The organism is Sorangium sp. So ce375 (genome assembly GCF_051473855.1).
Lineage (GTDB): Bacteria > Myxococcota_A > Polyangia > Polyangiales > Polyangiaceae > Sorangium.
Genome location: NZ_CP150335.1, coordinates 11,456,362 through 11,475,236, shown reverse-complemented (window position 1 = coordinate 11,475,236; position 18,875 = coordinate 11,456,362). Strand labels below are relative to the sequence as shown.

The following is an 18,875-nucleotide window of genomic DNA, read 5'->3' as shown; positions in this document are numbered from 1 at the left end:
CCACCGACTCCAGTCACGACTATTCTGGCGGCGACCGAAGCCCTGCGAGGTGAACATGGCGACGACCGGAGAGCGATTTGGGAAGGTTCGGCGCGAGCACGTGGAGAAGGCATGCCGGGAGCTCACGGCGAGCGGGGCGTCGACGGGCGGCGGGTCCTATTTCGTCCGCTTCGACGGCCGCGACCTGCCGGCCAAGCGGGTCCTACGCGACGCCTACCGTCACGCCAACGAGCGGGAGATCGAAGCGAAGGCCTTCAGCGGCGGCCAGTTCACGGCACGCATATTGCAGAAACTCGGTTTTGAAGTAGTCGTCCGCTGATCATTCGATCAGATCATTCAGGCGCTCTATGTCCTCGCGGTCGAGGTCCTGTAATTTCCAGAGTTCGCAAAGCTGACCCAGGCCGACTCCTTCGAGACAGTGCGGTCCTCAGTGCCACGTTCCGAAGCCGAGTGGCTTGATCGTGCACAAGAGCGGGTGTTGACGCTCAGGCTGATTGATGGCGTCGCGCGCCGGCTGGCGGATGACCATCACCGTCTTGCGTGGCCCTTAGGCGCGGCCATGTGCCTCCTCCATCAAGGATGGTTGAGCGAGATGTCGGCCTGAAACCATAGTGCGACTGATCCCGAACAACGCGGGCTTCGGTCTGCGACGCGGGCGGAGATCGCCTCGCCGGGCATCATCCCATGCCCGCCTCGAGCCGGACCGACATTGGGCCTTGGGCCCACGGCGCCCCGCGCCGGCAGCACGGTCAACCCCGACGAGAGCCGCCAAAGGCCATGCCCGCTGAGAGCTCGGTCGCGGCACCACCCTAACCGTGGTGCTGTCACTTACCCAGACGAGGTGCCACATGAAGGTCGGAAGCTCATTACAATTTCCTCTCCGAATTTCTACCTTCACATCCAGATAAGCCTCATTTACCCAGCCCGGACGCCTCAGAAGCGACCCTGAGTCATTTCGTTCAGGGAATAATTTTCCAGGTATGCCAACTGATCGCTCCCCGCCGGCTCTTGACGTCGTATGACGCTGCGGGATAGGTTGCACCGGAACCTGACGGTTCGTGACAGTTGTTACGCTCTGCAACCTGAACATACGAACAGAAATGAGTTTCGTCCTCGACGGAACTACCTATTTCTCTGCCGCTGAGGTAGTCCGCGACATTGGCGTGGCTCGCCAGACGCTCTGGCGTTGGAGACAAGACGGGAAGATCCCGGCGGGTCGGCGCTATCGGGAACATCAGGTGGTATTTACAGCCGAGGAATTCGCCGCGATACGTGAATTCGCGCACCGGATTGAGCCCATCAACGATGCACCTCCCAACCAGTTGAGATTGTTCAGTGGTCGGCGTGCCCAACGCTGAGGAGGGACTATGTCGAGTAAACCGAAAGCTGTTGTACTTCTGAGCGGCGGACTTGATTCCACGACTACCCTGGCCATCGCGCAGAGCGAGGGGTACCACGTTCACGCCCTCACGTTTCGATATGGCCAGCGCCACGAGGGCGAAATCGAAGCCGCGCGCCGTGTTGCGCAGCGCTTGGGCGTCGCTCAACACGTTGTCGCACAGATCGACCTTCGGACGTTCGGCGGCTCAGCGCTCACAAGCGACATAGCAGTGCCCAAGGGGCGCTCTCTCGATGCTATCGGGACCGGCATCCCTATAACCTACGTCCCTGCCCGGAACACGATCTTCCTGTCGTTCGCCCTCGCATGGGCCGAAGTACTAGACGCGAGCGACATCTTCCTCGGCGTCAACGCCCTCGACTACAGCGGTTACCCAGACTGCCGTCCAGAATACATCGAGGCATTCGAGCGGATGGCAAACCTCGCAACGAAGGCAGGTGTCGAAGGTCGGCAGCATCTCAAGATCCATACCCCGCTGATCCTCCTGACCAAGGCGCAGATCATCCAGCGTGGTTTGGCACTCGGCGTTGAGTATGGGCTGACGCTCACCTGTTACGACCCATCTGCTCAAGGCGAGGCGTGTGGGCGGTGCGATGCCTGCCTCTTGCGCCTGAAGGGTTTCGCGGAGAGCGGACTCGCGGACCCAGCTCCCTACCGCGTCGACGCGCGTGCACTCGCATGACTTACTCAGTCAAAGAGATTTTCTATACCCTGCAGGGTGAGGGAGCCCAAGCTGGCCGGCCTGCCGTCTTTTGCCGCTTCACGGGGTGCAATCTTTGGACAGGGCGCGAGGAGGATCGCCAGCGAGCCATTTGTCGCTTCTGCGATACAGACTTCGTTGGCATGGATGGACCGGGCGGCGGAAAGTTCCAAACCGCCCGAGACCTCGCCCAAGCCGTCGCGGACGTCTGGCCTCGTAATCCGGCGCGTGTCGCCCCGCGTTACGTCGTCTGTACAGGAGGCGAACCGCTCCTTCAACTCGATGACGCACTTGTCGAGGCGTTCCATGCCGAGGGGTTCGAGGTCGCGATCGAGACCAATGGAACCCAGCTCCCACCAAGGGGGATCGACTGGACGTGCGTGAGCCCCAAGGCAGGTACTGACCTGCTGCTTCGCTCCGGGGATGAGTTGAAACTCGTATTTCCCCAGGAAGGCGCCGAGCCTCACGTCTTCGAGTGCCTCGATTTCTCGCGCTTCTATCTGCAGCCGATGGATGGCCTGTTGCGGCAACGAAACACCGAACTCGCGCTCCGCTACTGCTTGGAGCATCCGCAGTGGCGGCTCAGCCTTCAAACGCACAAGATGCTCGGTATCCCCTGAGAGGGTGATGAATGGAGATTTTCAAAGAGTTCACCTTCGAAGCCGCGCATCGGTTGCCGAACGTGCCACCCGGTCATAAGTGCAGCCGGCTGCACGGGCACTCCTTCCGCTGCGAGATCCACGTGCGCGGAGACGTAGGGCCGGAGACGGGCTGGGTGCTGGATTTCGCGGACATCAAGGCCGCGTTCGAGCCTGTGCACAAGGTCCTCGATCATAATTTTCTCAACGAGATCGAAGGTTTATCAAATCCGACGAGCGAGAATCTCGCGAGGTGGATCTGGGCGCAACTCGCCCCGTCGCTGCCGGGGATCTCGGCTGTCGTCGTTCGAGAGACGTGCACCTCCGGCTGCATTTATCGAGGAGAGGGGTGAGATGGAGGACGTGCAAGGTCGCCGTGATGCACGCGGCATCCCCATCAACCAAGCTGGAGTCAGCGATCTCGCTTACCCGATCGTGGTGCTCGATCGTGCCCGCGAGCGGCAGCACACCATCGCAAAAATATCAATGTCCGTAGGGCTGCCCCATGACTTCAAGGGGACCCACATGAGCCGCTTCATCGAGGTGCTCGAGGAGCACCGCGGTGAGGTGACGGTGCGCACCCTGCCGCGGATCCTGCGCGCCCTGCGCGAACGGCTGCATGCAGAGACCGCGCAGATGAAGGTCGTGTTCCCCTATTTCCTGGAGCGGCGCGCCCCGGTGAGCGGCGCCTGCGGCCTGATCGACTACGAGTGCTCACTCACCGGCGAGACGAGCGGCACGAGCGAAGACTTCGTGCTCGGCGTCCGAGTGCCAGTCACGACCCTCTGCCCCTGCAGCAAGGCCATCAGCGACTACGGCGCGCACAACCAGCGAACCTACGTAACCATTGAGGTCCGTGGGACGTCGCCTATGTCCGACTCGTCGAACTTCATCTGGATCGAGGAGCTCGTCGAGGTCGCCGAGGCATCGGCGTCGGCCCCCGTGTACCCCCTCCTGAAGCGTCCGGACGAGCGCCACGTGACCATGCAGGCCTACGACAACCCGGCGTTCGTCGAGGATGTCGTGCGCGAGGTGGCGCTAAAGCTACAGGAGGATCCGCGCGTCGCCTGGTTCAGGGTGCACGCGAAGAGCGACGAGAGCATCCACAACCACAGCGCGTTCGCGCAGGTCGAGCAGGCGCGGGTGGGCAGGCAGGAGCCGCCGCGGCGTCCCCTTGGCAGGGATCCGGCAGAGGTGTAGCGTGCCGCGCCATTTCGGGCAGAATCCAAGGTGAACGTGACTCGTCCCATCGTCCAGATTGTCGCCGGTTGCACCGATCGGAAGCGGCTTCCGATCCCGGCCGATCTGCGCATTCGCGCAGTCCGCGCGAAGCGTCCGGGGGACCTCTTCGGCACTTGGTGGCGCGCACTTGAGCAGCACACCTCGCGGGCAGTTCCGGCGGTCGATCTCTACGGCGGCGATCATTGGACCGTGGTCCGCGACCTGCCGCGCGTCGCACACGATGCGGGACTCGACGCCCGCCTGTGGGTGGCGTCCGCTGGGTACGGACTCGTGCCCGCGGAAGCGCACCTCCGCGCGTACGGCGCGACGTTCACGCCCGGCCACCCCGACTCCATCGCGGAAGGCAGCGCGAGCGATGAGATCGCGCGCCGCTGGTGGCATTCGCTGGCCGGGCGGCCGGGGCCGCACCGGACCGCACCCCGGACCCTGGCGGATCTGGCGCTTGCGTCTGCGGGTGCGAAGCTGCTCGTCGTGGCCTCGCCCCGCTACGTCCGCGCGGTGGCGGACGACTTAGTGCAAGCCGTGTCCGCGCTGCGGGATCAGGACGACCTGCTCATCGTCTCCGGAGATCCAGGGGCTTCCCACGAAACGCTGCGCCGGAACTGGATCCCATCTGTCGCGTCCCTACAGACGACGGTCGGCGGGAGCCGACTCTCCCTCCATGCACGCATCGCCCGGCGCATCCTCGAGGAAGCCGCTCGACGCGGGATCGCCGCCACCGCGGTACGAGATCGCTTCATCGATCTAGCCCGCGCGGCGCCGCCTCCTCAGCAGTACGATCGAACCCCACTCGACGACGAGGCCGTTCGTAGCTTCGTCGCCCAGAACCTTCGAAGCAATCCGGCGGCCACGCACACGCAGTTGCTCAGGGCCCTCCGTGACAGCGGGCGCGCATGCGAACAGTCACGGTTCAGGCAACTTTTTCTCGAGGTAAAGGAACGTTGATGGCGCGCGCCGCGAAGAAGACGACCGCCCACAAGGGGATCATCCGCCGTGCGGTGATCCGTCGCAGAGCACTGCGCATCATGCAGGACCCAGAGCGACCTCTCTATCTCTTCAGCCTCCGCGCTGAAGAGATACTGAAGATCGCGGACATCTCGCGCATCGCACGCGACGCTCAAGGCGAGTTGCTCGGCTACCAACGCCCCGAGGTACGCCAGCACATCCGGAACATCCAGGCCTATCTCGACGGCCGCCAAGGCGGCATGCTGTTCCCGAACTCGATCATCCTGTCCCTCTCCTCGTCCGTACGCTTTCAGCGAGAGCGCGGCCCCGAGGCCGATGACGGCCTCGCCCATGCAGGGACCATCGTGATCCCGATCCCAGGCATCGACGACCCAAAGCCCGCCTGGATCGTCGACGGCCAGCAGCGTGCGATGGCCCTTTCTCGGAGCCAGCGCAACGATTTCCCTGTCGCTGTCAACGCCTTCGTCGCCGACGATATCGCCACGCAGCGGGAGCAATTCCTTCTAGTAAACAGTACCAAGCCGCTGCCACGCGGACTCATCACTGAACTCCTTCCGGACATCGACACGACTCTGCCGGCGAACCTCGCCATCCGGCGTGCCCCCGCAGTCCTCTGCGACCTTTTGAATCGAGATCCGAAATCTCCCTTTTTCGGCCTGATTCGCCGGGCTTCGTCGACGAAGGCGGCGCGAAAGACCGAGGTGCTCGCTGATACGTCTGTCATGCAAATCCTGCAGGAGAGCCTCACAACCCCCTCCGGCTGTCTGTTCGCCTACCGCAACGTAGCCACCGCGCAGACTGACTTCACCAGCATCCGAAAGCTCCTGCTCATTTACTGGAGTGCTGTACGGGACACCTTCCCCGACGCCTGGGGGCAGCCGCCGACCCAGAGCCGCCTGATGCACAGCGCCGGATTGCGTGCGATGGGCCGCTTGATGGACAGGGTGATGGGATCCATCGACATCGACGCTTCCGACGCGCGGCGGCGCGTGCTCCGTGAGCTTGCACCGCTCACCCGCGTCTGTTGCTGGACGTCGGGCTCCTGGAGCGACCTCGGCCTGCGGTGGAATGAGGTCCAGAACGTGCCCACACACGTCCGCGGCCTGACAGACTTCTTGCTTCGGACCTACCATGATCGAGTGGGGGTGGCGCGGTGAAGTACTTCCTGCCTGACAGCCAGGACCTGGTCGATCCGAGCTTCGACTTCGAGCGGGAGCGAAGGTCCGCGACGCGCCTGCGCCAGCGCGACGACCTCTACGCCCACGAGATTTTCGCGGAACGGGTGCTCGACGGCATCCTGGTCTCGAAGGGCATCGTCGACGGCTCCGAAAACTCCGGGGGCCGCTACACGCTGGCGCAGCGCCACCGCCTCCTTCGCGTCGGGGCGCGCGAGTTCTTCCGCATCGATCGGAAAGACAACATGCCCATCACAACGATGGGTGACTGCGGAGCCTTCACGTATGTCAAGGATCAGGTGCCGCCGTACACTGTCGACGAGGTGATCCGATTCTACGTTGATTGCGGCTTCGATTACGGCATCTCAGTTGATCATGTGATTCTCGCGTACAGCACTGAGTGGGACAAGCCGGGCGCCAAGGTGCCGGACGAGCTGCGCGAGCGACAGGAAATCACGCTTGAGCTCGCGCAGGAGTTCTTCACACGATGGAAGAACGATCGCCTCCCGTTCCAACCGCTCGGCGTCGCGCAGGGCTGGAGCCCGCGCTCTTACGCACGGGCCGCCCAGCAGCTCCAGAAAATGGGATATCGCCACGTCGCAGTCGGCGGGATGGTTCCCCTCAAGACGCCGGAGATCCTGGCTGGGCTCGAGGCCATCGACGGCGTACGGCGGAAGGATACCCGGCTTCATCTCCTCGGGGTCACACGCACTGAGCAGATGCAGGCCTTCGCGAAGATGGGCGTCGAGAGCTTCGACAGCACCTCGCCGCTTCGGCAGGCATTCAAAGACGATAAGGACAACTATTACACGATGGACCGCACGTATGTGGCTGTGCGTGTCCCCCAGGTGGAGGGGAACCCGAAGCTGCAAAAACGGATCTCGTCGGGCAACGTGCCGCAGGGCAAGGCCCGCGAGCTGGAGCGTGCCTGTCTCGAGGGGATGCGGAGACTCGACGCGGGCGAGGTCAAGGTCGACGTCGTACTCGACGCCCTCCAGCGGTACGACGACCTGTGCGGCGTTCCGTTGAGCCATCGCGACGCGTATCGCGAAGTGCTCACCGATCGCCCCTGGACGCAATGCCCCTGCGACGTCTGCCGCGAGCTCGGCCATCATGTGATCCTGTTCCGTGGCGCGGAGCGGAACCGTCGCCGCGGTTTCCATAATACGTGGGTGTTCTACCGAAAACTTGCGCGGGAGCTCGGCGGTGGCGTCGCCGAAGCCACCGCGCGAGAGTCTCCACGCGCAACTCGCATGTCCGCCCCTGAGGTATTCTCATGACGACCGAGCTCTGTTTCCCAGCCATCGAGTTGCGCCAGTCGCCTAAGCGCACCCTCTACACCTTCGCGGTGGACGCTAAGCTGGTGCCGAAGTTCGCGACGGTGTCCCGCATCCGGCGGAAGGACGGAGACGAGCTCCAGGGCTACCAGCGGCCGGAAGTCCTGGCGCACATCGAGGAGATCCGAGCCTACGTGGAGAGCGAGTCCCCTATGATCCCGAACGCCGTGGTGCTGGCGTTCGACTCTCGTGTGCGCTTCGAGCCGCAGGCGGGGCCAAGCAGCCCCTATGCTCGCCCTGGGACGCTCTTCATCCCGATCGATGATGAGGCACCTGAGGAGGAGCGGCCCGGCTTCATCGTCGACGGTCAGCAGCGCCTCGCGGCCATCCGGGATGCGACCGTGGATTCGTTCCCCATTTGCGTGAGCGCGTTCGTGACGGACGACGTGCGTGAGCAAACGGAGCAGTTCATCCTCGTCAATTCGACGAAGCCGCTCCCGAAGGGGCTCATCTACGAGTTGCTTCCCGGTACCGATACCGCTCTCCCGACGCTCCTCCAGCGCCGGAGGCTGCCTGCTTTTCTCATGACGCGGCTGAACCAGGACAAGGCATCTCCTCTCCATGAGATGATTCACACAGTGACGAATCCGTCGGGCACCATCAAGGACAACTCGGTCCTCAAGATGCTGGAGAACAGCCTGAGCGACGGCGTTCTCTATCGCCTGCGGGACGGGAGCGGGAGCGAGATGGATACGGACACCATGCTCGGCGTCCTCTTCGCGTTCTGGAGCGCTGTCAAAGAGGTGTTCGGCGAAGCGTGGGGGCAGCCCCCCAAGAAATCGCGCCTGATGCATGGCGCCGGTATCGTGAGCCTCGGGTTTCTCATGGACACGATCTCGGAGCGGTACCGCAAGAAGGGGCTGCCGACCAAAGCGATGTTCGCGAAGGACCTGAAGCCGCTCAAGCCGCTCTGTCGCTGGACCGATGGGTACTGGGATTTCGGGCCCGGGCAGCAGCGGAAGTGGAACGAGGTCCAGAACACGACCAAGGACATCCAGATGCTGACCAACTACCTCGTGGTGCAGTACAAGTCGCTGGTCTGGAACCGCCCGGGGGCGCCCACGGGGCGTCAGCTCCCGTTGACTGTCAGTCGCTGATCGGAGGTCCGCTAAGGCGAGATGCGAGCATGAGCCAACCCCTGGAACCTGCCGACGTACAAAGCCTGCTGGGACGCTTCCTCACGAAGGGTCTACGGCCGAACGTCGTCTCTCCGAGCGCCTTCTTCGCGCGCAAGACGCTCCGCGAGGCGGCGACGAGTTGGTACCTCGACACCGATGGCTTCCCTTCGCTCCTCGGCGCGCGAGTCCGTCCGCTCGCGCACCAGCTCTATGCGGCCTTGCGGGTGCTGCGCGATCGCGAGCAGCGGTTCCTCCTCGCGGACGAGGTCGGGCTCGGAAAAACCATCGAGGCAGGGCTCGTCCTGCAGGCCCTCTGGCATGGTGCGCCCGATCTGCACGTGCTCGTCGTCGCGCCGGGGTCGATGGCCGAGCAGTGGCGTCGCGAGCTCTATCTACGCTTCGGAGCGCGTCCGTTCTCCGTCATCAGCGCGGTTCAGCTTGGCGAGGCGGAGCGCACTCGCTGCATCGCCTCGCGCCAGTTGATCGTCACGATCGGTGCTTTGACGCGCGACGCGCACCTCCGCAGGCAGATCGCGGAGCGCCCTTGGGACGCACTCGTCATCGACGAGGCCCATCACATCGACGCGTCGCACCCGCTCTATGCCTGGTTGCATGGGCTCGCCAGGGCGACCAAACACGTGCTCGTGCTCTCCGCAACGCCTTCGCGCCGCGAGTTGAAAGGCCTCGCAGCGCTGCTTTCGCTCGTTTCTCCCACCGAATACGCGCCCGGCGATGACAGGCGCTTCGAGGAGCTCGCGTCGAAGCGACAAGAAACATGGATCGCCATCGACCAGGCACGACAGCTTCTCGACGCCGCGGGCGACGAGCTCCGCTCGGAAGGCGCCGTCGACGTCAGCATCGTCGTCGACAGCTGGCCGGCCGAGCTTCTCGCCGAGCCGCGCATGGCGGCCTGGCTACAGGAGGCGCGCGAAGAAAAGAAGCCCAAGGCCGCGCTCGAGCTCATGCGCCGGGCGGTCGTCTGGGCTCGCGAGCGCTGGTGCATCGATCACCGAATCATCCGCACCCGCCGCCGTACGCTGATGCAATTGGATCAGGAGTTCAGCAAGCGCATTCTCGAAGCCGAGCTCCAGTACGACGCGAGCCCGTTCGAGCTCGAGGTCGCCCGCATGCTGAAGGGGATGGCGGCGCCGCAGACCTCGGATCAGCGTGTCTTCGCGGCGATGCTCAACCAGCTCGCAGCCTCTACCCCGGAGATCCTTGCGGAGTTCGTGCAGAAGCGGATCGACGCGCTCGGCCGGCTTCCGTCGACGGACGACGGGACCCTCGCGCTCGCTTGGAACAGCGACCTGGGCTCGGAGGAGGAAGCGACCCTGCTCGAGGAGGCGCCCAGCCGCTGCTCTCCCATGCCTCCAACCGTCGACGGTGAGAACGAGCGCGGGTGGCTCGTGCGCCTTCAGCGCGCGGCGAAGGCTTGGGCGAAGAGCGACGGAGCCGTCCCCCGCCGCCACCAGGAGGCGATCACCTGGATCAAGGAACACGCGGCGCAGGACGCGAGACGTCGCTTCCTCGTCTTCGCCCAAAGCGCAAACGTTGTCGAGGCCTTCGCCGATGCGCTGCGCGACCAGTTGGACGAAGACGCTCGAGTCGTCACCTTCCACCACGAGAAAAGCGAGCAAGATCTCGACCGGGCGGCTTTAGAGTTCACCCGCTCGCACCGCGGCGCCCGCGTGCTCGTGAGCGATGCGCTCGGCGCCGAAGGCCGCAATTTCCAGGTCGCGTGGGCCATCGTCCACCTGGACCTGCCGTTATCGCCAGCCCGCATCGAGCAGCGCATCGGCCGCGTCGATCGGCTCGGACGCCCGTCGGAAGAGCCCATCCGCTCGGTGATCGTCCTCGGGCCGATGCCTGACGAAGAGGTCTTCCACAAGGCCTATCGGGACATCTTCCATGTCTATCAGGAGTCCATCGGCGGATTGGAATTCGTGATTCCGAGCCTCGTGCGCCGCCTCCGAGAGGCTGCGGCCCCTGGGGCGAAGACCGACGTTCTGCTGTCCAACGTGGCAAAAGATGTCGAAGCTTCGCGCGCCGGCGCGGACGAGGCCTTCCAGGCTGTGCACGACGTGGCCCGCCCCGCGCTCAACGCGGCTCGCGAACTCGCCGACAGCCTCGCGGAGGAGCGGGATCTGGATCGGGCCCTCGAGCCGTCTTACTGGCTCCGGGAACTAGGCGCCAGCATTGACAGAGACGAGCAGGGCGGTTGCACAATCAAGCTCTTTCCGAGCCGCCTCGAGGACGAGGCGAGACATCTGGCCGTCCCCGGGTTCACCGGTACGTGGCTGCGTGACTCCGCCCTCCAGGACGAGACGCGCCAGTTCCTTGGTCCGGGGCATCGGATCATCGACGGTTTCTGCGCCCTCCTTGATACCGCACCTCACGGTCGAGCGGCACTCTTCCGCCGCCGGCTGGGCCCTGCGAACAAAGGAGTCCTGTTCGCCATGCTCGTCTTCGTGACCGAGCTTCCGGATGCGGAGGCGTTTCCGGCCGGTCTCGTCGACCGCGCGCGCGCGGTCATCGGACGCGACGTCAATCTCGTGGTGCTGCGCTTCGATGCACCGCAGCAGCGCTGGGAGACCGAACGCAAGCAGCCGGTGATCGACCGCTTGCAGCGACCCTTCGGGCGAGCAATGGGCAGTGGGGACATCGACGCCACGGAGCGCGCGGACGCGCTCTTGAACGATTTGGACGTCTCCGCGCTAGAGCAGGCGGTGCGGGATGCGCAGGCGGAGGTTCAGCATGAAGCGCTCACGAATGGACAGGAGTTCGCCGAAGACCTCCTCGAAGCGTGGGCCGACGACTTTGCGTACTTGGATGCTGTGATGGAGTTCGCCGAACCGGTTGGACGCGAGGGGGCGAAGCGCGAGCGCCAGCTGCGAGAGAAGCTGCTGGACAAGGTCCGATCCCTCACGCCGCGGCTCGACGCGCTAGCGCTCGTCGTCGGGGAGGGCTGAGAGGTTGCGATGACTTGGCCGGACGAGCTCTCGCAGCGGCTGCGCGAACGACTGCGCTCCGCGAGTGCCCCCGCGGACCGCGGCGCACTCGTTCGGGAACTGGCGCGCCTCGCGGACGGTGACGTCGTTGTGGAAGCCTCCTCGCTCACAGGCGTCGACCATCGCCGCTTCGGGCTGCTCGTGACGCTGCAGGGCCAGCGCGCGCGGGTGCGCCAGGCCGATCTACCACCGGCGCTGCCGGTCGAGCTGCGGGAGGAGCTCGCTCACGTGCTGGTCGTCGGTCGCGGGCTCCGGCGGCCGGATCGCTTGATGGCGGCGGACGCGTTGCTGCGCCGGCTGTCGCCGTATACCCATTATCGAAACCCGACGCAGAAGGCAGCCGCGCGCGCGGTCCTCACGATGCCCGGCGGAAGCGTGCTGCTCGCGACCATGGCGACCGGCACCGGCAAGAGCCTCCTCTTCGAGCTCGGCATTCGATGGTGGCGCGAGCAAGCCGAAGAGGGCGTCCATCCCGTCGCGGTCGTCCTCGTTCCGACCGTGTCTCTGGCGCTCGCCCACGAAAACGCTTGCCGGCGATTCCCTGGTCTCGAAGGCGCTGCGGCGATCACCGGGGATACCGACCGCGCCTTGCGCGAGCGCATCGAATGCGATTTTTTGGAGGGGAAGGTACCGCTCCTCTTCGTGTCGCCGGAAATGGCCCTGGGACGACTCGGAAACACGCTGCGCATCGCCGCGCGGCCCGTCGGCCACCCCGAGAGGCCGTCGGCCGTGCGCGCGCGTCTCGACGCCATCTTCGTGGACGAGGCGCATGTCGCCGCAACCTGGGGCAAGAGCTTTCGGCCGGAGATGCAGCGGATTCCCGCCCTGATCCGCGCGCTCCGGGACGATCATCCGGCGCTCAAGACGGTGCTGCTCTCGGCGACCATCGACGATGAAACCCACGCGCTCCTCCGGAGCCAGTTCAGCCGCGGCGACGGCCGCTGGTTGGAGATCGCGGAAAGCATGGCCCGCCGCGAGTTCGATCTGGTGCAACATCGCTTCGAGACCTCCGAGGATCGCGATCGCGCCGTCGTCGACCTCGTCGACGTGTTGCCCCGTCCGGCGCTCGTCTACACGACGCAGGTCAAGCACGCGCAGGCCATCGCCGCGAAGCTGAAAGAACGCGGCTACGCGCGCATCGGGGTCTTCACGGGCGAAACGGGGGGAGACGAGCGCAAGCAGATCGTCGAGGCGTGGCGGGTTGGCACCCTCGATCTGGTCGTGGCCACGAGCGCATTCGGCATGGGAATCGATCAGCAGGACGTCCGTGCCGTCGTCCATGCCTGCCTTCCGGAGAGCGCGAGCCGCTACTATCAGGAGATCGGCCGAGCCGGGCGCGACGGTCACCAGGCGTTCGCCTTGCTGCTCACGGCGCCGGGGGACGCCAGGCTCGCGGTGGGGCTGGCGGTCGGCGCCACGCTCCGTCTGGACGATGCCGCTGAGCGCTGGAATGCCATTCTTCGCTCGGCCGAGTATGCCGGCGAAGATCCCTGGACCGGCAGGCAGCGCAGGCGCGTGAATCCGAGGGCGCACGGAGACCAGCTCCCCCACGAGCACTCCGGGAAGCAAAACCGTCGCTGGAATGAGTCGATGCTCGTTCAGCTGCAGCGCTACGGCGCGCTCGAGATCGAAGCGAGCGAATGCGACGTGGACTCGTGGCAAGTCGTTATCGACCCAACGTATGCAAACCTCTGGGAGCCCGAGTTGGCCGAAGGTATGCTCCAGCGCTTGCAAGAGGTACGCACGGCGGAGGAGGGGGCGGCGAACTCGGCAGTCCATGATTTCGTCGAGCTATGGCGGGATGGGACGCGCTGCCAGCTCGCGGCCCTCTTCGAGGTCGTCGAGGCGGGGCGGGCGACCGCGCCGCCGTGCGGGCACTGCACCGTTTGCCGAGACGCGGGCGAACTGCCGGCCAAAGCGGATGGGCACGGGGGAGCTTCGGTGCAATGGCCGACGCCGGCCGGCGCGAAAAGCTCGGCGCGCGTTCTGCTCGTCGACGAGCTCCGCCTGAAGATGCCGCACGCTTGGCTGCCTAGCCTGGAGGCGCGCGGTGTCGAGCAGATTGTCGCGCCAGACGACTTGGCCGATGCGATTGCGGAGGCCTGGGCAGGCTCGACCAGGCGGGCCGGGTGGGTGCTCGCGTGGTCGGAGGTGCTGCGCAACACCGCTCCTGCGCGGCCTTTCGGTGTTTCCACGGCCGTCGTGCTGCCCACCTCCCCGGGCGAACGACTCCGCCCCTTTGCGCTCGCACAAGGCTGGTCGCGCGAGGGACTCCTCTCCCTCTGGGTCGCGCCCGCCGGAACGGAGATCGATCACCAGCGCCTCGAAGACATCGTCACCAATCAGCCCGCCATCGATTTGCCGAAGGAGACGCTTCGATGACCGCGCCCGGAACGGTTCTCGGAGACCCCCACGTGCGGCCCGACGCCGTGCTAGCGCTCATGCGCTTTCTCGACCAATGCAAGGCAGAGCCGACGGAGGAAGAAGTCTGCGCGTGGATGTTGCCCGCCACGGCGTCCACCACCTCTCCGGATCGGATCGAGAATCCGGCGACGCGTGTCAGAGACGTACGGCACGTTGCCGAACATCTCGATCTCATTGTCAAGGGTCGTTATAAGCTCGTCAAAGAAGCGCCAAAGGACTGGGACGAGTTCGGTGACCTCCTGCACAAGAATTTCATCGAACGACGCCAACACGACGTAATCGACACCTATGCATCGATGGTGGTCGAGATCGAGTTGCGAGGCACCGGGTGGCTCATGGGCAGCGTAGCGAGTATCGCGAACAAGCTCGCCGATCGGGTGAAGCAGGAAAATCAATCTCAGAAGGGGGCCCTCTTCAACCCCTCTCGCTGGGCAGGTTTTCGGGCTTGGGCGATCGCCATGGGGCTCGGTCTCCCCGGGCCCGACAAGCTTGCACCCTTTCTTCCGCATCCTGCGGCGAGGCTCGCACGCGTAGTGCGTACGCTCGACGAGCTGGCCCATGGTCGCGAGATGCGAGCCGACGTCTTCCTCGAATCGATCGGTCGCCGAATGCCTTATTTGGATCACGGCGAACGCTACGACGCTGCCTGGTTCAGGGTGAAAGATCGCCCGGCGCGTGAGGTCTCGCGGGTGCTGTCGTATACGCTGCTCGATCTCGAGCGCAATAGGCACCTGGAACTGCGTTACGAGGGCGGTGACCGGCCCGGCGCCAGGCGTCTCGCCGACGGAGTACGTGCGTTCGCCACCGTGCGACTCGGAGAGGCTGCGCGATGAGCTTCGTCAAGTATGCGTGTTGGAGCGACGGCGAGATCAACACCTTCGTGCGCACCACCGCGCTCGAGGGAGGCAAAGCCGTCTTTCTGGGCGTTCACCTGCCCATTGTCGGCTTCGAATGTGTGGCGGGGCAGCTGCCCGAGCCGACCGAGGAAGCCCTCTTCCAGGCGCTTCTTCAGCGTCGTGCCCACGTGCTCGTCGTCGTGGAAGGCGAACCGGGTTCGGGCAAGTCGCATCTGATTCAGTGGCTGCGCTATCGCTGGCCTGGCGACGGCAACGATCATGTGGTCGTCGTTCCGCGGAGCGATGGGAGCTTGCTTGGCGCACTGGAACGGCTTCGGACGGAGCTCGGCGAGCCCTTCGCGGAACCGCTGCGCGGCCTCGGACAGGTCGCCGAGCACTCGCTGGAAGGACGTGCGCAGGCATTTCTCGGGCAGCTCGTCACGTTTTGCCAGAAGACGAGCTATGCGCAGGGCCTGCGTCTCCCAAAACATGCCGACTGGCTCGATCATACGTCCGCCTGGCGCATCCTGAACCACAATGCGCTCCGCAGCGAGTGGCCAGCTCCGCGAGAGATCGTCAACATCCTAGGCGGCGCGGAAGGCAAGCGCGATCAGCGAATGGCACGCTTCGCGCCGGCGCACGTCGTCCAGATGGTCGAGCTCATCCTCGCCAGCGGAGGCAAGATCGGGTCACTCGCTCCCCAAGCGCTCTTCGTCCAGCTCCAGCGCGAGGTGAACTCGGTCGTCCGGGGAGTGGTGAAAGAGCATCGCGACGACGACGTCGACACGCAGATCGCCGCGCTCGGAAACGGCGCGCCGAACACGACGAAGCTCCTCGAAGCCCTGGATGCTCGGTGCGAGCACGCGGTCCAGGGGCTTCTGGGCATCCAGCGCGACGAACTGCAAAAGCGCTTCCTCGAGGTGCGCAGGCGGCTGCGGGCCGCGAACCGCCGTCTAGTGCTTCTGCTCGAGGACATCACCAATCTGCAAGGTGTCGATCAGCAACTCATCGAAGCCCTTTTGCCATCACCCGCGACCCCCGAGGAGAGCGATCTTTGCGATCTCGTCGCGGTCCTCGGCGTGACGCCGGAGTACCACCAGAAAGCCATCGAAGGTCACGGAAATCTGCGCGATCGGCTCGCGTTTCACATCCGGCTCACGACTTCCGATGAGGACGAGGTGCTCAAACGGAAGGCGCGCTTCCTGCTCGATCCCGAGATCCGCGCGCGCTTCGTCGCAACCTATCTCAACGCCGTTCGCACAACGCATGTGCGAATGAAGGCCTGGGTCGAGCGCGATCCCGACAGCCCCAGGCCGAATGCTTGTGAGACGTGCCCTCGCCGCAAGCCTTGCCACGCGGCGTTCGGTTCTGTCACGATTCCAAAGGTAGCTCATGGTCCGGTTGGGCTTTACCCTTTCACGCGCGATAGTATCGAACGGTTCTGGGGTCGTCTCACGGATCCCGAGCGCAAGCGCACTCAACAAACGCCCCGCGGACTGTTGATCAATGTCATCTCAGTTGGACTAAAGCAACGCGAAGACTTGGTCCGAGGGCATTTTCCGACGGAGGAGTTCGAGCACCGCAGCATCGACAAGATCCGGCCTGGGGCAAGGCTCAATGAGCCACTCGAGAAAGTCTCCGCGCCCGAGGAACGCAAGCGCCTCACGCGGGCGATCGTCTGGTGGGGAGACAAGGACGACGGAAGCGTTCGTACGGAGTCTGGCGGTCGCATCTACTCGGGGATCCCCCAGGGGGTGATGGCGGCGTTCGCCCTGGAGTGGCCGGGTGAGGGAATCATCCAGCCGGCACCCGAGGATGCGCTCGACACGGATGCAGGCGAGACACCGGCAGTGGCCATGGCTGCGACTGTCGAGGTGATTCCCGTCGCGGCTCCGGCGCCGGCCGAGAAATCAGCGGCTCGCCAGAATACTAAACCCCAGGAAGCCGTGCCCTCGGCGCCCCCTCCCCCGAAGCACGAGTCGGTGCTTCCGAGGGAGTGGAGGGAAAGAATCGAACACCTGGATGGATGGGCGGGCGGTGACGATCTCGTGAGCCCAACAGCGTGGGAATCGTTGCTCTTTTCCGCTTTCAACAAACTCGCCCCGGAGGAACTCGGCAGTCCGAGATGGCTCTGGCACCGGACGATGACTGAAGACAACGTCGTCCTGCAGGGGACGCGTCAGAACCCGGATACCCTCCAGTTGGTGATCCAGCGAGGACCGGTGGTCCATCACGGTCTCACTTCTCTCGCCTGGCTGAGGCACGGGACAGTGGCCGATGAGGTCAAGCTTGTGGAGCACTTCGGACATGTGGCCCGGTTTCAGGCCGAGCTCGCGCGGAGGGCCGTCGAGCACGTCCGTGGTATCGAGGCTAAGGTGAAAGAGTATCTCGGCGGCGATCCGGGGGAACTCGCCGCCAAAGCGCTCGTGGTGCTCGCCTGGCTCTGGGCCGAGCCGCCCGCGCAGGGCGAGAGGCCTCTACCCGCAGCACAGTGGCAATTAGCCTTGAGGACGAGGCGCTCTCGCGCCGGTCTCACGAAATCGTGGACGAGCCTGGGGGAGTCGTACCAGGGGTTGATCGACGCTCTCCGGGAGATCGTTGCCGAGACCGAGCGCGTCGGCCAGGAGCCTCAAACGGACACAAGCTTGGATTCGGCGCTCCTCGATCCGGCAGCGATTGAGCGTGCCGTGCGCGAACTGGTCGAGGCCCCGACGCGATGGCAGCCGACGCAGAAGACCTTTCCCGCGAAGAAGCTGCGTGAATTTCTTGCACCCGTCCACTACATCGTCGGCAAGCTCCGCGCCGAGTTCGAGAGCGCGATCGAAGCCGAGGACCATGCCACGCTCGCTCTCGTGAAGGCGATCGATGGTCATACCGGGGGCAACGACGTGGAAGGATTCCTCGCCCGCACGCGACAGACCGTCGAGGGTCTCAAGCAGATCGACCCGAACTTCCTCCCAACGAACCTCGCGACCGAGTTCTCGCAATCACTCAAGGAAATGTCGCAGTGCGAGCTCGGCGCCGGCAGCGAGGGGGTGCGGGCCGCGGACGATGCAATCGCCGAGCTCACGGGAGCGCCGCCCGAGGCCGACATCCCGACCAAGCTCATGCGGGTGGTGAGAGCCCCGCGCCTCAATCTCGCGACCATGCACAAGGCTGTCGACTTGGGGGCGCGCGCCATCCAACACGCACACGACAAAGCTTCGTGCTGGATGGCGGAGAGCGGCGTTGAGGGAACCGACGAGATCGAGGCGGCCGCCGCACGCATCGAGCAAGCGGCGAAGAAGGTCGTCTCGGCGCTGGGCAAGGGAGGCGGCGATGCGTGACACCAATGCGCTCGTCGACGAGCTGATCGGGTGGCTCGACAGGGGAGAGCTCGCCAAAGCGGCCGAGCGGCAGCGCCTCGGTCGAGAGCTCGGAGAGCTGGAGGAAGGGCTCCGCAAAGGGAAGGCCGATCTCGATCGGCTCGACCGCATCGCGGAGGCGGCCCTTCTCCTGCGCGAGGCTCCCCGCGCCGACGTGCGCCGCGAAGTCAAGCGCCTAACCGACACCGCGTCCGCGCTCCGCCACGCACAAACGCCCGATGCGCTCCGCGCGTTCCGCCAGCACCGATGGAAGGACGTGGGCGACGCCGGCAAGGCGCTAGAGCAGCAACTCGTGCTTGCCTGGCGCCGCCGTTGCGATGCGATCTTCGTCGATCACGAGGCGCTCGCGAAGATGCTCATCGGCTTCCAGGTGACCCGTTCGCTGGGCAAGCAGATGGCCACGACGGCGTCGAAGGGGCTCGCGCTGCGCTCGCGCTTCCCGGACCCGAGTATGCGAGCGGAGCTCGAGATCCTCGTGAGCGAAGTCGGCGAGCAGCGCGAAAAGCTGGAGCAGGCTGGCCTGACCGAGGACGTGAAGCAACTCCTGCTCGCCGTCATGCGGGGCAACGCGACCCTCGCCGATCTCTCGAACCAAGCGCTGGATTGGCTGCGAAAGGCGGACGCCCTCCGGTCGTTTCGAATCAACCTGCGCAATCCGCAGTAGCCG

At 65.0% G+C, this 18,875-nt stretch carries 15 protein-coding genes; 14 read left to right on the top strand and 1 reads right to left on the bottom strand.

The annotated features are described in order from the left end of the window. The first annotated feature begins 55 nt into the window (after positions 1-55). A complete protein-coding gene (locus tag WME90_RS42930; protein WP_437277888.1) occupies positions 56-319 on the top strand; it encodes a hypothetical protein in 264 nt (87 codons plus the stop codon). A gap of 640 nt (positions 320-959) precedes the next feature. On the opposite strand, the gene WME90_RS42925 is transcribed toward WME90_RS42930, so the two are convergent. Continuing rightward, a complete protein-coding gene (locus WME90_RS42925; RefSeq protein WP_437277887.1) occupies positions 960-1,352 on the bottom strand; it encodes a hypothetical protein in 393 nt (130 codons plus the stop codon). Between the two features lie 75 nt (positions 1,353-1,427). Between WME90_RS42925 and queC the strand changes: the two genes are divergently transcribed. Genes queC through WME90_RS42860 form a run of 13 tightly spaced genes read left to right on the top strand, consistent with a single transcriptional unit; the run spans position 1,428 to position 18,872 of the window. Continuing rightward, the gene (gene queC, locus WME90_RS42920; protein WP_437283732.1) at positions 1,428-2,081 is read left to right on the top strand and encodes a 7-cyano-7-deazaguanine synthase QueC; all 654 of its coding nucleotides are present in this window, start codon (positions 1,428-1,430) and stop codon (positions 2,079-2,081) included. Beyond that, positions 2,078-2,719 carry a 7-carboxy-7-deazaguanine synthase gene (gene queE / locus WME90_RS42915; RefSeq protein ID WP_437277886.1) on the top strand — a complete coding sequence of 214 codons (642 nt, stop codon included), beginning with the start codon at positions 2,078-2,080 and terminating at the stop codon, positions 2,717-2,719. The genes queC and queE overlap by 4 nt, the downstream gene beginning before the upstream one ends. Before the next feature lie 11 nt (positions 2,720-2,730). Beyond that, on the top strand, positions 2,731-3,090 hold the full coding sequence (gene queD / locus WME90_RS42910) for a 6-carboxytetrahydropterin synthase QueD (protein ID WP_437277885.1): 360 nt from the start codon (positions 2,731-2,733) through the stop codon (positions 3,088-3,090). Position 3,091: 1 nt separating this feature from the next. Continuing rightward, positions 3,092-3,937, top strand: a complete 846-nt coding sequence (folE2, locus tag WME90_RS42905; RefSeq protein WP_437277884.1) for a GTP cyclohydrolase FolE2 — start codon at positions 3,092-3,094, stop codon at positions 3,935-3,937. A gap of 30 nt (positions 3,938-3,967) precedes the next feature. Then, on the top strand, positions 3,968-4,924 hold the full coding sequence (locus WME90_RS42900; RefSeq protein ID WP_437277883.1) for a hypothetical protein: 957 nt from the start codon (positions 3,968-3,970) through the stop codon (positions 4,922-4,924). Further along, positions 4,924-6,102, top strand: coding sequence for a DGQHR domain-containing protein DpdB (dbpB, locus tag WME90_RS42895; protein WP_437277882.1), 1,179 nt, complete (start codon positions 4,924-4,926; stop codon positions 6,100-6,102). Before WME90_RS42900 ends, dbpB (WME90_RS42895) begins: the two co-directional genes overlap by 1 nt. Next, positions 6,099-7,400: a tRNA-guanine transglycosylase DpdA gene (gene dpdA, locus WME90_RS42890; RefSeq protein ID WP_437277881.1), complete on the top strand. Its 1,302-nt coding sequence runs from the start codon at positions 6,099-6,101 to the stop codon at positions 7,398-7,400. Before dbpB (WME90_RS42895) ends, dpdA begins: the two co-directional genes overlap by 4 nt. Continuing rightward, entirely contained in the window at positions 7,397-8,554 is a 1,158-nt protein-coding gene (gene dbpB / locus WME90_RS42885) for a DGQHR domain-containing protein DpdB (RefSeq protein WP_437277880.1), read from the top strand. The genes dpdA and dbpB (WME90_RS42885) overlap by 4 nt, the downstream gene beginning before the upstream one ends. 29 nt (positions 8,555-8,583) lie before the next feature. Beyond that, the gene (locus WME90_RS42880; RefSeq protein WP_437277879.1) at positions 8,584-11,544 is read left to right on the top strand and encodes an SNF2-related protein; all 2,961 of its coding nucleotides are present in this window, start codon (positions 8,584-8,586) and stop codon (positions 11,542-11,544) included. Positions 11,545-11,553: 9 nt separating this feature from the next. Beyond that, complete coding sequence (locus tag WME90_RS42875; protein WP_437277878.1) at positions 11,554-13,965, top strand: helicase-related protein; 2,412 nt, start codon at positions 11,554-11,556, stop codon at positions 13,963-13,965. Then, entirely contained in the window at positions 13,962-14,840 is an 879-nt protein-coding gene (locus WME90_RS42870; protein ID WP_437277877.1) for a hypothetical protein, read from the top strand. Before WME90_RS42875 ends, WME90_RS42870 begins: the two co-directional genes overlap by 4 nt. After that, positions 14,837-18,169 (top strand): hypothetical protein, encoded by a 3,333-nt coding sequence (locus tag WME90_RS42865; RefSeq protein ID WP_437277876.1) that lies wholly within the window; start codon positions 14,837-14,839, stop codon positions 18,167-18,169. Before WME90_RS42870 ends, WME90_RS42865 begins: the two co-directional genes overlap by 4 nt. Further along, complete coding sequence (locus WME90_RS42860; RefSeq protein WP_437277875.1) at positions 18,162-18,872, top strand: hypothetical protein; 711 nt, start codon at positions 18,162-18,164, stop codon at positions 18,870-18,872. Before WME90_RS42865 ends, WME90_RS42860 begins: the two co-directional genes overlap by 8 nt. The last annotated feature ends 3 nt before the right edge of the window (positions 18,873-18,875 follow it).